We start from the raw sequence: 13,447 nt of genomic DNA, 5'->3' as shown, positions 1-13,447 counted from the left end.
CTTAATCAGCCTCATAACCACTACAATATTAAAAACCTGATGTGCGAACATCTCGTAGATATAATACAAAAGCACCTTACATTTGTCGCAGACGTGAATCCAAAAGAAGATGACAAGAACTTTGTTCAGACTGTAAAGTATTATCAGATTTCCTCATTCAAAAATATAGATGGTGCAAATTTTTATTTCATATTCAAGCTGTACAAAGAAGACCAGAGAAGCAATAGGATAAGGTTTTATTCTGTTTCACAAAATCCCCCTAAATAACACAAATAAATGTGGCTACCAACAATTTCGTTCCGTGGAACAACCCACGAGTTTCTTTGGTAGCCAAATCTTGTTGCAAATATACAACCATTTTCTAAACTACGCAAGTATTATGAGCGAAAAAATACGAAAAGCCATTCAGATAATAGCAGGAACGCATATCAAAGCAATTAAAACTTTTACTGCAACTGTGTTGCAGATACATGACAATTATACTATCACTGCTCAAAGTGGTTCAGACGTGCCTGTTGTGGCAAGATTAAAAGCCGTGCTAGAAGTAGAAAATAGCGAAGGTTTTATCCTCATTCCTGCCCAAAATAGCCAAGTGATTATCACCGAGCTTGACCTAAACGACTATACAGTGATAGGTTACAGTGCTGTAGATAAAATAGTACTTAAAACCGAAAACATACAAATACAGATGGATAAGAACGGTATTGTGTTCAATGAAGGTAGCTTTGGCGGTTTGATTAAGATAGAGGAACTTAAAAACGAATTAGACAAGATTAACCAAATTTTACAAGCGATTATGACCGTCTTGCAAGGCACGCCGATTGCCGAACCTGGCAACGGTAGTCCTAGTGCTTTACAAGCTGCTTTGTCAGCCGCTTTGGCAGGTAAGGTATTACCTACGTATATGAACATAGAAAACAACAAGGTAAAACATTAGTTATGGATATATTGATTAACTCAAACAGTGAATTGCGTATAGAAAACGGCGATTTTGTACTTGGAAACGCCAACGAGCAGAATTTGCATTTACTTATGCTTACAGGTGCGGGGCACTGGAAGCATGCTCCCACAACGGGCATAATGGTCAGCAGAATGCTATTAGATGAACAGAGTTTTCCGTACATACGTTTGGCTATTAAAAAAGGCTTGGAAAATGACGGCGCCACTGTAAAAAAAATAAGCATCAACAGCAGTGGAGTGGTAGCTATTGATGCACAATGGGAATGAGGTAGGTTTTTTTGGGCGTGCCCCTTGTGGGCATGAGCGCAAGCGAATGCCCACAAGGGCACGCCCAAAATAATCTAATCAAAGATTCCTTAACCAAAAATTGGTCATCATTTTGTAAAGATGGTAACGAGTATTACCGCCATAAATTCCATGATTCCGATTGGGATAACAAAAACTTTCAAACTGCACATTTGCTTTAATCAGTGCATCTATAAAGTCCATTGCGTTTTGAAAATGAACATTGTCATCTGCTGTACCGTGAATGATGAGGTATTTGCCTTTCATCTTACTTGCGTGAGTAATAGGAGAATTTTCATCATATCCCGCGGGATTGAGTTGGGGCGTTTGTAAAAAGCGTTCTGTATAAATGGTATCATAATAGCGCCAATTAGTTACAGGTGCCACAGCAATACCTGCTTTGAAATAGTCTGCTCCCTTAGTCATGCATAATGAAGTTAAGTATCCTCCAAAACTCCAGCCCCATATTCCTATACGCCTGCTATCTACCCAAGATTGATTAGCTAAATACTTGGCTACTTCTATTTGGTCTTCGCACTCTAATTTGCCTAAATTTTTGTAAGTGGCTTTTTTGAAAGCACTTCCTCGCCCATCTGTACCTCGGTTGTCCACAGATACGACTACATAGCCCCTCTGCACCAAAGTTTGATACCAAAAAAAGTCAAAACCGTCATACAAGTTTTCCACAGTTTGATTGCCTGGTCCACCATAAACAAACATAATGACAGGATATTTTTTGGATATGTCAAAATTTTTAGGTTTTATCATCCATCCATTGAGTTGTACATTTTGCGTAGTAGTAAAGGTAAAGAACTCTTTTAATGAAAAACTGTATTCTTGCAAACGCTTACGCAGCTCTTCATTGTCTTCTAATACACGAACCACCGCACCCTCCGAAGTGTGCAAAGTGGCTCTTAAAGGACTGTCCACAGCACTATGCATTAAAATGTAATACTGACCATCTCTACTCACATTAACACTGTGCGTGCCTGCTTGCATAGAAAGTTGGACTTTATTTTTGCCTTCAAAGTCTATTCTAAACAAATGTCTTTCTAATGGACTTACTTCAGCAGAAATGTAATATATCCACTTTCTTTTTTCATCTACAAATGCAAGTTGAGTAATATCCCCTTTGTTGTCGGTTATTCTGCGTATAAGATTACCTTGCATGTCATATAAATACAATTGGATATAGCCATCTCGCTCCGAAGCCCAAATGAACTCTTTGCCATTATCTAAAAAGTGTAAAAAGTCTGTGCTGTTAAGGTCTATATAAGTGTCTGCTTTTTCTTGTAAAAGCAATGTAGATTTACCTGTTTTAGGATTGGCAATGTATAAATTAATCTCATTTTGAAGGCGATTCAAGCGTAAAAAAGCAACTTGATTATCTTTTGTCCAATATATGCGAGGAATGTAGATATCTGTTTCTTTACCTGTATCTATTTGAGTTAGTTTTTTGGACTTGACATCATACACCCATACCGATACTTCAGAATTGTTTTCTCCTGCTTTAGGGTATTTGAATTTGTACTCTTCGGGATAAAGTTTGCCCCATATTGTCATTGAAAACTCTTTCACTTTGCGCTCATCAAAACGGATAAAAGCAATTTTTTGCCCATCATTTGACCATTCAAAAGCTTTGGACATACTGAACTCCTCTTCATAAACCCAGTCAGCACTTCCGTTGATAATTTCATTTTTTTTGCCATCTTTGGTAACTTGAATTTCTTTATCATCGGTCAAGTCTTTGATGTACAGATTGTTCTCTCTAACAAAAGCTACCATTTGACCATCAGGCGAAAAAGTAGCGTGCATTTGCTTGCCATTTTTAGATAAAGGCGTAGCTTTTTGAGTTTTGAGGTCTATGATGTAAAAATTATATTTCATAGAACGCCGATAAATACGCTCCGATTGAGTACCTACTAAAATTTTACTTTCATCATTGTTGAACGTGTAGTTCTCAATTTGTAGCATGGCTTCGTTTTTATACACATCTTCTACCTTATTTCCTGTTGTAACTTCATATTTAGCAATTATTCCACCTTCTAATAAATCTGTGTAATACTTACTGTTTTTCATCCAGTTGAGGTTATTTGGGCGTTTTTGAACGAAGGTGTATTTCAACCACACTTCTTCTAAGGTTACTTCTTTATTCCCATTTTGTGAGAAGGTGCTTTGCACTACTAAACATGCCAAAACAAACAGAGTACATGTTTTTTTTCTCATACCACAAAGGTAATAACAAACTACTTTTTGAAAAATGTATTGCTAAGCAATGAATAAACATTTAATTTTACTTCATCGCAACTATTCAAACTAAAAGCATGTTTAGCAAGTTATGAAAGTAGGTATTGTTTGTTATCCTACTTATGGGGGCAGCGGAGTAGTAGCCACTGAACTGGGTAAGGCTTTAGCCGAAAAAGGGCATGAAGTTCATTTTATTACCTACGACAGACCTGTACGCTTAGAAGACTTTTTTTGTACGCACATTTATTACCATGAGGTCAATGTAAATGCTTATCCACTTTTTGACTACAAACCCTACGAAACTGCCCTTTCTAGCAGGATTGTAGACGTAGTAAAATTTCAAAAATTAGACATTTTGCACGTGCATTATGCTATACCTCATGCTGCTTGTGCTTATATCGCGCAGCAAATTCTCAAAAGTATTGGGATATACATTCCTTTTATTACCACTTTGCACGGCACTGATATCACCATAGTAGGTCGTGATGCTTCCGTAGAACCTGTAGTTACGTTTAGCATTTTACAGTCTGATAGTGTAACTGCTGTTTCTCATTTCTTGAAGCAAAGTACTTACCAAAACTTTCCTCACACTCAAACTAAACCTATTGAAGTCATTTACAATTTTGTGGATACAAAGCGGTTTTACCGTAAGAAGTTAGACCATTTCAAAAAAGCCATTGCACCGCATAATGAACCTATTATTACCCATTCGTCAAATTTTAGAAAGGTCAAAAATGTGGATGACATTGTTCGAGCTTTTGACCTTATTCGTAAGCAGATGCCAGCCAAGCTTTTACTTATTGGCGATGGACCTGAAAGAACGAATATAGAGCACTTGTGCAGAGAGTTAGGAAACTGTGGGGATATTCGTTTTTTAGGTAAGCAAGATGCTATTGAAGACATTTTGTCTATCAGTGATTTATTCTTGCTGCCTTCTAGTGCGGAAAGTTTTGGACTTGCAGCTTTGGAAGCAATGGCTTGTGGTGTACCTGTGGTAGCTACGCGCATCGGTGGAATACCTGAATTAGTCCAACATGGTGAAACAGGTTATCTTATTCAGGAGCATGATATTGAGCAGTTAGCGCAAAGGAGTTTAGAAATTTTACAGAATCCTGCTTTACATCAAGCATTTAGTAAGAATGCATATCAAAGGGCGTTAGTTTTTGACAAAGAAAAAATTGTCGTGCATTACGAAAGGTTGTATGAAAGTGTATTAGAGAAAGTGGCGTGTTCGAATTTGTAGGGAACGAATTTTTTATTATCAATGAATTTTGAATTATTTTTTTGGGCGTGCCCTTGTGGGCATTTCGCTGCGCTCATGCCCACAAGGTCGGCGTGCTTCGGGCTACGCTCACGCTTCGGTGCTTCGCTTCGCTGCGCACCGTGCTGACGCACGCCCTTCGCATGCCTCACGCAAGGGATCTCTGAAACCCTCGTTTCTCTGTAATTTATGCAAGGCTTTAGCTTGTAAGTGGTTGTACTTCAAGCTTAAACAAGGTAAAGACATAACTGCTTATGTCATTTGCGTGAGGGGCATGGAGCATGCCGTTAGGCAGTACGAAGCGTTAGCGAAGTACCGAAGCGAAGCGCAGTGCGGAATGCCCCGACCCTTGCGTCAGCAAGGGGCACGCCCAAAAAAATAAACTTAGTTCATCAAATCAAATTATATGCAATACAACCCCAACTTTTAACATTCATTTACGTAGTTGGTAAATCCGCTCTATAATTTCTACCACTTTAAGCCCTTCTAACGCATTAGTAGTGGGCTGCGCTAAACCTTGTATAGTTTTTATTACATTATCAATGACAAAGCTGTGGTTGGCAGCACTACCTTTGTAAGACCCATAATCATTAGGTGGATTGCTGGGAGGTAACACAGGCATAACATAATCTTTAATATGGCAGTACTCGACTTTTTCCATATATTGCCCTCCTACTTTAATACTTCCCCGCTCACCAATAATAGTAATACTGCTCTCCATGTTCTTATCCCAAACTGCTGTAGAATAGTTGATAGACCCTATTCCACCATTGATAAACTCAAACTGAACCACCCCGGAATCATCCTCTAATTCTGTATTATGCTGATGAGCAAAGTTCTTAAAATGCGCTTGAATGTTCGTTATATCACCGAATAGCCAGTACATAATATCAATAAAATGACTGAACTGTGTGTATAGCACACCGCCATCTAGTTCTTTTGAACCTTTCCAAGAACCTTTTTTATAGTACCTGTCATCTCTATTCCAATAGCAGTTGATTTGAACCATATAGATTTTGCCTAATATCCCCTGCTGAACCACTGATTTAAGCCACACCGCAGGAGGACTATACCTATTCTGCATAACACAAAATACTTGCTTGTGCACTTGTAGAGCCTTGTAAATTACTTCCTCACAAGATTTTTTAGTAAGCCCCATAGGTTTTTCGCAAACTACATGTTTTTTGTAGTTCAAAGCGAGTATTGAGTGTAGAGTATGAAGTCCATTTGGTGTACACACACAAACTACATCTATGTCTAAACCTGCGTTTAACATATCCTCTGCACTTTCAAAAAAGGGAACTTTATATTTTGTTTCTATCTCGGTTTTTAGAGTAGTGTTGATATCTGTACAGGCTACCAACTTAGCTTCGGGATGGGCAGTAATACTTTCTGCATGCCGATTTCCAATATAACCACAACCAATGATAGCAAAATTTACTACGTTTTTCATAAGTGTGCTTGCAAAAGTATTAAAAATTATCTCTTATCTTTGCAAACTAACAGTACGTAACTTTTTATTTTGAGATATAAACTTACTTTTTTATTAGACTAAAATGTACATTGAAACTATTTTTGTATTTTCCTTGTAGATATGTTTAAGTTTAAAAAGTAGTTTTATATTAACGTACGACTGTCTAACTATATATGCTAGACATTGTCCTGCATCATAAATTTCAAAGCATATTTAAAAAAAATTTGTTTTGCAAAAAGAAAATCTATATATTTGCAGAGCGTTTGCTTCACGTAGTGTAAAATTATATAAAACTAAAAGTACAACTTATGAACAGCAGCGTAAATAATCCGACTAAAACGTTTATTCGTTTTGTTAAGCACTTAATCAGTGCTGTGGAAAAACAAGAAGAAGTGTTTGAGCAAGAAACCGGGTTCAAGTACAATGAGGTAGCTATTTTAGACTACTTACTAAAAGAAGGGGAGCAGCCCATCACTCAAACTGCTTTGAAGTTCAATATTATGCCCTCTCAAATGACCTTTGTTGTAGATAGAATGGAAATAGCAGGTTATGTCAATCGTAGACGTAAGCCTGAAAACCGCCGTACTATCTATTTAGTAGCCACAGACAAAGCTCTTAACTTGGTAAAAAACTACGAACAAAGCTACACTAAAATTATGGATGAAATGCTAGGTAACCTTAGTAGCAAAGACAGAGCCACTTTATTAGAGCTACTAGATATGATTGCGAATAAAAAATAATCTTTTTGCTCATCACGCACTTTTTGCAGAGAAGGGAGAAATAAAAACTCCCTTCTCTTTGTTTTTTACATGATATTAAAACCTACTCCAAGCTGTAAAAGGTACAAATGTGCATTTTCAAAATATTTTGCGTAAGTAGCATTAGCAATACCAACTATCATCAATCCTGGACCATTGTACAAAGCTTGATAGTATGAAGCACTTATTTCTGTTCTTTGGCTGTATAAGCGAGTAAGTTGCGGAGAGTTACGAATTTCCACAAATATTCTTTTAGTATCTTCATCGTCAAAATAATAATTTGCCCCAATAGCTACCTCAAAGAAGCTTTTGGTACTTTTAGCATTATAGATGACCGTTATAGCCCCCAAGGAATCTCTTTTACTATTTCTTTCATCTATCACTACACCTAACCCTGTTTGTAAGCGAATTCTTTTAGTATTCAAAAAGTTAAACGAGATAATTTGCCAATCGTATGTTTTGTAAGAGTCCCAAAACCCGTTACTATTTCTGTAGTCTGTAAAGGTAGCCCATTCACTGTACATAGCTTTATAGCGAAAGTCCATAGCAAAAAGACCAATATTAAATCTAGCACGGGGCTGCAGAGTAAATCTTGGGCTTTGGTTGCTAGCGATTCCCCCTAATAAAAGTTGTGTTTCTAGAGAGATTATTCGGTTTATACCTTCATTTCTTTTTTTGTCAAAAGCCCTTCTTTCATAATCTAAAATCATTTTGAAAAACTGATAAGTACAATAATCACTACCTATTTGGCATCCTGTACCGCATCCTGTACCTGCACATACACTAATAACCGCACCTACTTGTCCCAAGCATACTTTTACGTAAAATTCTAAACATAATAGGACAAGAATAATACCTCTGGGCATAATGCAAAGTTATACAAATAAATTGAGTTTCAAAAGTAAGGATTGAAACTAATCTTTAACTTTGCGATAAATGATACATTTAGAAGACGTACAACACTTAACTAACATTGAGATTATTGCTCGTCAAATTGTAGAAGGATTTATTACAGGTTTGCATAAAAGTCCTTATCATGGTTTTTCTGTGGAATTTGCCGAACACAGGCTTTACAACACAGGTGAAAGCACTAAAAATATTGATTGGAAAGTATATGGTCGCACAGAAAAGCTGTTTGTTAAAAAATTTGAAGAAGAAACTAATCTACGTTGCCAAGTAGTTTTAGACATCAGTCGTTCTATGCGTTATCCCAAAGGTGAGCGAAATAAACTTCGGTACAGTGCTTATTTAGCTGCTAGTCTAATGTATTTATTAGTCAGGCAAAGAGATGCGGTTGGGTTAACATTATTTGACCAAGAAATTGTCTTTCATACTTATCAAAAATCCACTTATACTCATTTACGCAATCTATTCCTAAAAATAGACCAAGCTTTGCAAATGTCGGCGCATGAAGTACGTACTCACGCTAGTGCAGTTTTGCACCAAATTGCAGAAAAAATACATCGCCGTGCAATGGTAGTTATTATTTCTGATCTATTTGACAATGTAAGTCAAGGTACAGAGCTTTTTACTGCATTAAAACATCTTAAACACAATAAGCATGACGTAGTTATCTTTCATGTATTAGATAAAAAAACGGAACTGGACTTTGAATTTCACACAGGTCAAATTATCTTTAAGGATATTGAAACAGGTCAGGAAATAAAAGTACAAACTAACCAAGTTAAAGAGGCTTACAGGGCTGCTATACAAGAGTACAAGCAAAAGTTAATGTATAAATGTGGTGAGTATCAAATTGATTTTAATTCAATAGACATAGCAGAACCTTTCGAAAACGTGCTACGCCGTTTTTTAGTCAAACGAACCAAGTGGGGCTAAGACTTTTTCTACTTAGTCTTCCAAAATAAAAGTACATTCCTACCGCAGAAAGCAGTATAATAGCTCCCGAAAAAGGGCGATATTCCACTAAACCTTTTGCAAATAAGCCCGTTACAAAAGATTCTAAAAAACCTGCTATTACTAACCAAAAGGCACAAATAACAGCCATTTTTATAGCATCAAATCCATGTTTGCGAAATATATCTCTGCGCGTATAAGTCCCAGGAAACAACACTTTCCAACCTAACATGAACCCAATTCCACAACCAAAGACAACCATTGTCAGTTCAATCGTGCCATGTACCATTATAGTAAACCAAAAGTCTGTAATAATCCCATGTCTGTAAAAAATATGAAAAAAGCATCCTATCATAATTGCATTATGTATTAAAAGGTACAGTGTCCCTAAGCAAGCTGTCAAACCTAAAATGAAACCTTTCAAAAGTACAGCAATATTATTAAACATGATTTGGGCAAAGGTTGAAAGCTTGTAATTGTCTGCATATACATTAAAAGGCTTTTTATTTTTGATATTTTTTTCTGTCATTTGAACATATTCAGCAGTTAAAATGCGTTTTTCGTAGTTTTTATTAAATGTACATGCCCAAAAACCTAACGCCGCAAATACCATAAAAATAGCCCCAGATATCCATAAATAAACTCTGTATATTCTAAACAATTGCGGACCCGAGTATAAAAAAAACTGCTTAATCTTGAACCAACTTAATCTTGGGATTTGATAAATAACTCCGTGAGCCTCACTAATTAAGCGACCTAAATACAATGTAATGCGCTCATTGGGAAAGTTAGCTACGGCGTATGCATAATCTGCGGTAGTAGCACGGTACAAGTGTGTCAGCTCTTGAATTTCAACTTCATTCAGTTCAATTCTGGAATTAGCTTTTTGAGTGAGTTCCTCTAATTTAATCCAATCTGCTCTGCGCTTTTCTAAAAATTGAACAAAATTCATGGTTGTACAAAAATATCAATTTTATGAGTGTATTTGTCATTTTATTTTATAGCTTTGTACCAATGCTTGTAGATAATTCTACTGACCTTGCACAGGAGCTATCTCTGAAAAAGCAGCAGCTGGACACGCTGTTAGAAATGGTACAGATGCTTAACCAAAAAGTAATCAAAGAAAGTCCCGAGCAGTTAGTTCGTATCTTTGAGCTCTGCTTGAGAGCATACTTCGGAGTAGAAAAAGTTTGTCTTATTCTCAAACAAAACCAAAAATGGACTTGTCCGATTATCTACGGATTTAACAAGGACAAACAAGAAATAGAGAATTTTACTTCAAGCCATCTAAATTTATCGTCTTTGCAAGCCTTTTTAAATGCAGAAAACTTAATTACTCTTTCTAACGCTACGGAACATGATGCTGCAATATTTGTTTCTCAAAAAGATATTCCCACACATTTGAAAGAAAGCAATCTTACTTTTGTCAAAACTTTGTTTAATATACTCCTTTCAAAATTAGCACTGAAAGAGTTAATCACTCAACAAATTGAACAAGAAGCTCTTAAAAGAGAACTACGAGTAGCAGGTAGTATCCAAAAGAATATATTGCCCAGATTCCTACCTAACACTTCTACGTTAGCCATATCTGCTTTTAATCAGCCTTATATTTATGTAAGTGGTGATTTTTATGATGTTGTTGCTTATACAGAGCATGAGTACTACATTATTATTGCGGACGTAGCAGGAAAAGGCATTTCTGCGGCGATTATGATGGCTAACTTACAAGCTATCTTGCGGTCTTTCATTACTGCTCATGCTTCGCTTTCTAACATTGTAAAAAACTTAAATAGACTTATCATAGAGCTTAGCAACCATGAGCGTTTTTTGAGCTTGTTTATTGCTAAACTAGATTTACGTAAAAAAGAACTTTACTACATCAATTGTGGGCATCCTTATCCCATACTCAAAATGGGAAAAAAAATTAAACTTCTACAAAAAGGAACTACTGTTTTAGGTTCTTTTACAGAACTTACCATTCAAACAGGTAGAGAAAAATTACAAGAATCTAGCTTTTTGGTACTTTACACAGATGGAATTAGCGAAGCGCTCAACACTCAACAAAAAATGTATGAGATAGAAAACTTAATAACCGTAGTCAAAAACTACAATGGTCCGAATAATCCTGAATTACTCAAACAAACCATATTGGCAGATTGGAATAATTTTCAAAATGAATGCAAACCTAACGATGATGCAACCTTATTAGTTTGTTGTATTCAGGTGTAAAAGTGTAAAGCCATTATTTTTTAGTTATCTCTTGTAGCATAGACAGCGCACACCTTTGCGACGCGCCTGCCTGACCAAGCTTTTTTCGTAGTTCCAAAAAATCATTTTGCATTTTTGCTCTGTATGAACTATCAGTTAGCTTGTGCAGGGCTTGAATTAAGTTTGTTGTGTTACATTCTTTTTGTATCAATTCAGGTACAACAGCTTTATCCATGATAAGATTGACGATAGAAATATACTTTATCATTTTTTTGTTAATTAAGCGTTTACCAATTTGATAGGAAAGCCAACTTCCTTTGTACACAACTACTTCGGGCACATTAAATAAAGCCGTTTCTAAAGTAGAGGTCCCTGATTTGACGATTGCTATGTATGCATGCGCTAAAACTTGGTACGTTTGACCTTGTATAACAGGCACATTCAAGGTTGGAGACACAAATTCTTGGATATAGTTTTTATCCACAGTGTTAGCGGCAGCAATTACAAACTGATATTCTGGAAATTTACTTACTATACTCAAAAGCGTAGGCAGCATGTTTTTTATTTCTTGTTTGCGGCTACCAGGCAAAATAGCTACAATAGGCTTTTGGGAAAGTTGATACTCTTGCCTAAAATTTGGATTAACTTCAAATTCACACAAAGCATCTAAAAGAGGATGACCTACAAATTCCACCTCAATATTTGCTTCTCTTTTGTAAAACTCTTTTTCAAATGGAAAAATAACGTACATTTTATGGACATATTTTTGGATAATTTTAATTCTACCTTTTTTCCATGCCCATAACTGTGGGCTGATGTAGTACAAAACTTTTATACCATGTTGATAAGCAAATTTAGCCATACGTAAGTTAAATCCTGGATAGTCAATTAAGATAATAGCATCAGGGCGATGTTTAAGCAACATTTGTTGAGTGTCCTGTATCATTTTTTGAATAGTTTTTATGTTTTTAGCTACTTCCCAAAACCCCATAAAATTAGTTTGAGTAATATGCCGAATAGGTTCTAAACCTTGAGCAATCATCTTATCCCCACCTATGCCTACAAAATGAAGGTCATTGTGTAAAGTACGCATAGCGCGCATAAGGTTGCTACCGTGTAAATCTCCCGATGCCTCCCCTGCAATAATGGCTATTTTCATAATACAAAAGTACAAGGTTTGTACAACTAAGTCCTGTATGACAGATTATTTTTTCTTTTATTTTCTTATAAAGTGTACTTTTGCGCATAAATGAATGCTAACTCGTACTGTATTCTAATGGCAGGGGGCATAGGTAGCCGTTTTTGGCCCATGAGCAGAAATCACCACCCCAAACAATTTTTAGACATACTCAATATAGGTAAAACGCTTTTACAGCAAACTTTTGAACGTGTTCAACTTCATACTTCTCTTTCTAACATTTACATTGTTACTCATCGCAGCTACTTGGATTTAGTAACCCAACAAATTCCCCAGATTCCCAAAGAACAAATTTTATTAGAACCTTTTGGTAGAAACACAGCACCTTGCGCAGCTTATGGTCTGTTCAAGATTAACAAAAAAAATCCTGATGCAAATGTTGTCATTTGCCCTGCTGACCACCTCATTACTAACGAACAAAAGTACGCACAAACTATTATTAAAGCCCTAGAATTGGCTGAAAAAAAACCTTACTTAATTACAATGGGCATACAGCCCACTCATCCCAATACAGGATATGGTTACATACAATATATTCAAAAACAAAGCAATGAGGGAGCCTTCAAAGTAAAAACCTTTACCGAAAAACCTAACATAGAATTAGCCAAAACATTTGTTCAATCAGGAGACTTTTTATGGAATAGTGGAATTTTTATCGCAAGTGTATCTACTTGGTTACAAGCCTTCAAACAGTACCTTCCTGAAATGCATAGCAGTTTTGAAAGTATATCCCACAAATTAGGAACGCAATTAGAACCTCAACTTATATATGATGTTTATCAACACTGTTTGAACATCTCGATTGATAATGGCATCATGGAGCATGCGGATAATGTGTATGTAATTCCTGTGGACTTTGGTTGGAGTGATTTAGGTACTTGGAACGCTTTGCATGAACACCTTCCCCAAGATAGTCAAAAAAACACAGTGATAGGAAATGTGATGCTGTACAATACGCAAAACACGTTAGTATGCACTAACCGTAAAGAAAGACTGATAGTCGTAGAAGGGCTGAAAGACATGTTAGTTATAGAATATGACAATGCGATATTGATATGTCCAAAATCTGCGGAGCAACACATAAGACACATTGTCAATGATCTTAAATCTTTGAACAAAACGGACTATATTTAATTTTGTTTATTTTTTGGGCGTGCCCCTTGCTGACGCAAGGGTCGGGGCATTCCGCACTACGCTTC

Annotated in this window: 14 protein-coding genes; 9 read left to right on the top strand and 5 right to left on the bottom strand. The window is 36.3% G+C overall.

Translation table 11 applies throughout. The features are described 5' to 3' along the window. The 3 genes from NZ519_06435 to NZ519_06425 all read left to right on the top strand — a co-directional run. On the top strand, positions 1-267 hold a 267-nt coding region (locus NZ519_06435; GenBank protein ID MCS7028389.1), incomplete at its 5' end, for a hypothetical protein. 34 nt (positions 268-301) lie between these two features. Then, the gene (locus NZ519_06430; protein ID MCS7028388.1) at positions 302-937 is read left to right on the top strand and encodes a hypothetical protein; all 636 of its coding nucleotides are present in this window, start codon (positions 302-304) and stop codon (positions 935-937) included. A 2-nt stretch (positions 938-939) separates the two neighbouring features. Beyond that, complete coding sequence (locus NZ519_06425) at positions 940-1,227, top strand: hypothetical protein (protein ID MCS7028387.1); 288 nt, start codon at positions 940-942, stop codon at positions 1,225-1,227. 78 nt (positions 1,228-1,305) lie between these two features. On the opposite strand, the gene NZ519_06420 is transcribed toward NZ519_06425, so the two are convergent. Further along, positions 1,306-3,471: a S9 family peptidase gene (locus tag NZ519_06420; protein ID MCS7028386.1), complete on the bottom strand. Its 2,166-nt coding sequence runs from the start codon at positions 3,469-3,471 to the stop codon at positions 1,306-1,308. 112 nt (positions 3,472-3,583) lie between these two features. On the opposite strand from NZ519_06420, the gene bshA reads away from it, so the two are divergent. Further along, entirely contained in the window at positions 3,584-4,735 is a 1,152-nt protein-coding gene (gene bshA / locus NZ519_06415) for an N-acetyl-alpha-D-glucosaminyl L-malate synthase BshA (GenBank protein ID MCS7028385.1), read from the top strand. A 55-nt stretch (positions 4,736-4,790) separates the two neighbouring features. Beyond that, positions 4,791-5,135, top strand: coding sequence for a hypothetical protein (locus NZ519_06410; GenBank protein ID MCS7028384.1), 345 nt, complete (start codon positions 4,791-4,793; stop codon positions 5,133-5,135). Between the two features lie 51 nt (positions 5,136-5,186). Here the strand turns inward: NZ519_06410 and NZ519_06405 are convergent, their stop codons facing one another. Continuing rightward, positions 5,187-6,206 (bottom strand): Gfo/Idh/MocA family oxidoreductase, encoded by a 1,020-nt coding sequence (locus NZ519_06405; protein ID MCS7028383.1) that lies wholly within the window; start codon positions 6,204-6,206, stop codon positions 5,187-5,189. A 329-nt stretch (positions 6,207-6,535) separates the two neighbouring features. Between NZ519_06405 and NZ519_06400 the strand changes: the two genes are divergently transcribed. Then, a complete protein-coding gene (locus NZ519_06400) occupies positions 6,536-6,967 on the top strand; it encodes a MarR family winged helix-turn-helix transcriptional regulator (GenBank protein ID MCS7028382.1) in 432 nt (143 codons plus the stop codon). A gap of 65 nt (positions 6,968-7,032) precedes the next feature. Here NZ519_06400 and NZ519_06395 read toward each other — a convergent pair whose 3' ends face one another. Then, positions 7,033-7,851 carry a hypothetical protein gene (locus NZ519_06395; GenBank protein ID MCS7028381.1) on the bottom strand — a complete coding sequence of 273 codons (819 nt, stop codon included), beginning with the start codon at positions 7,849-7,851 and terminating at the stop codon, positions 7,033-7,035. 70 nt (positions 7,852-7,921) lie between these two features. On the opposite strand from NZ519_06395, the gene NZ519_06390 reads away from it, so the two are divergent. Continuing rightward, positions 7,922-8,824: a DUF58 domain-containing protein gene (locus NZ519_06390; GenBank protein MCS7028380.1), complete on the top strand. Its 903-nt coding sequence runs from the start codon at positions 7,922-7,924 to the stop codon at positions 8,822-8,824. Here NZ519_06390 and NZ519_06385 read toward each other — a convergent pair. Next, positions 8,802-9,794 carry a stage II sporulation protein M gene (locus tag NZ519_06385; GenBank protein MCS7028379.1) on the bottom strand — a complete coding sequence of 331 codons (993 nt, stop codon included), beginning with the start codon at positions 9,792-9,794 and terminating at the stop codon, positions 8,802-8,804. The two genes, NZ519_06390 and NZ519_06385, sit on opposite strands and share 23 nt — an antisense overlap. 62 nt (positions 9,795-9,856) lie before the next feature. Here NZ519_06385 and NZ519_06380 point away from each other — a divergent pair, with 62 nt between their 5' ends. Further along, positions 9,857-11,071 carry a PP2C family protein-serine/threonine phosphatase gene (locus NZ519_06380; GenBank protein MCS7028378.1) on the top strand — a complete coding sequence of 405 codons (1,215 nt, stop codon included), beginning with the start codon at positions 9,857-9,859 and terminating at the stop codon, positions 11,069-11,071. A gap of 13 nt (positions 11,072-11,084) precedes the next feature. On the opposite strand, the gene lpxB is transcribed toward NZ519_06380, so the two are convergent. Continuing rightward, on the bottom strand, positions 11,085-12,209 hold the full coding sequence (gene lpxB / locus NZ519_06375; GenBank protein ID MCS7028377.1) for a lipid-A-disaccharide synthase: 1,125 nt from the start codon (positions 12,207-12,209) through the stop codon (positions 11,085-11,087). Positions 12,210-12,299: 90 nt separating this feature from the next. Here lpxB and NZ519_06370 point away from each other — a divergent pair, with 90 nt between their 5' ends. Continuing rightward, on the top strand, positions 12,300-13,382 hold the full coding sequence (locus NZ519_06370) for a mannose-1-phosphate guanylyltransferase (GenBank protein MCS7028376.1): 1,083 nt from the start codon (positions 12,300-12,302) through the stop codon (positions 13,380-13,382). Positions 13,383-13,447 lie beyond the last annotated feature (65 nt).

The organism is Bacteroidia bacterium, assembly GCA_025056095.1.
In the GTDB taxonomy this organism is placed as follows: domain Bacteria; phylum Bacteroidota; class Bacteroidia; order JANWVE01; family JANWVE01; genus JANWVE01.
This window is presented reverse-complemented; position numbering and strand designations above follow the sequence as displayed.

Coding starts and splice junctions, on each gene's coding strand:
- NZ519_06400 (MCS7028382.1), top strand. CDS start 6,536: ATGAACAGCAGCGTAAATAATCCGACTAAAACGTTTATTCGTTTTGTT.
- NZ519_06380 (MCS7028378.1), top strand. CDS start 9,857: ATGCTTGTAGATAATTCTACTGACCTTGCACAGGAGCTATCTCTGAAA.
- NZ519_06405 (MCS7028383.1), bottom strand. CDS start 6,206: ATGAAAAACGTAGTAAATTTTGCTATCATTGGTTGTGGTTATATTGGA.
- NZ519_06395 (MCS7028381.1), bottom strand. CDS start 7,851: ATGCCCAGAGGTATTATTCTTGTCCTATTATGTTTAGAATTTTACGTA.
- bshA (MCS7028385.1), top strand. CDS start 3,584: ATGAAAGTAGGTATTGTTTGTTATCCTACTTATGGGGGCAGCGGAGTA.
- NZ519_06420 (MCS7028386.1), bottom strand. CDS start 3,471: ATGAGAAAAAAAACATGTACTCTGTTTGTTTTGGCATGTTTAGTAGTG.
- NZ519_06385 (MCS7028379.1), bottom strand. CDS start 9,794: ATGAATTTTGTTCAATTTTTAGAAAAGCGCAGAGCAGATTGGATTAAA.
- NZ519_06390 (MCS7028380.1), top strand. CDS start 7,922: ATGATACATTTAGAAGACGTACAACACTTAACTAACATTGAGATTATT.
- NZ519_06370 (MCS7028376.1), top strand. CDS start 12,300: ATGAATGCTAACTCGTACTGTATTCTAATGGCAGGGGGCATAGGTAGC.
- lpxB (MCS7028377.1), bottom strand. CDS start 12,209: ATGAAAATAGCCATTATTGCAGGGGAGGCATCGGGAGATTTACACGGT.
- NZ519_06425 (MCS7028387.1), top strand. CDS start 940: ATGGATATATTGATTAACTCAAACAGTGAATTGCGTATAGAAAACGGC.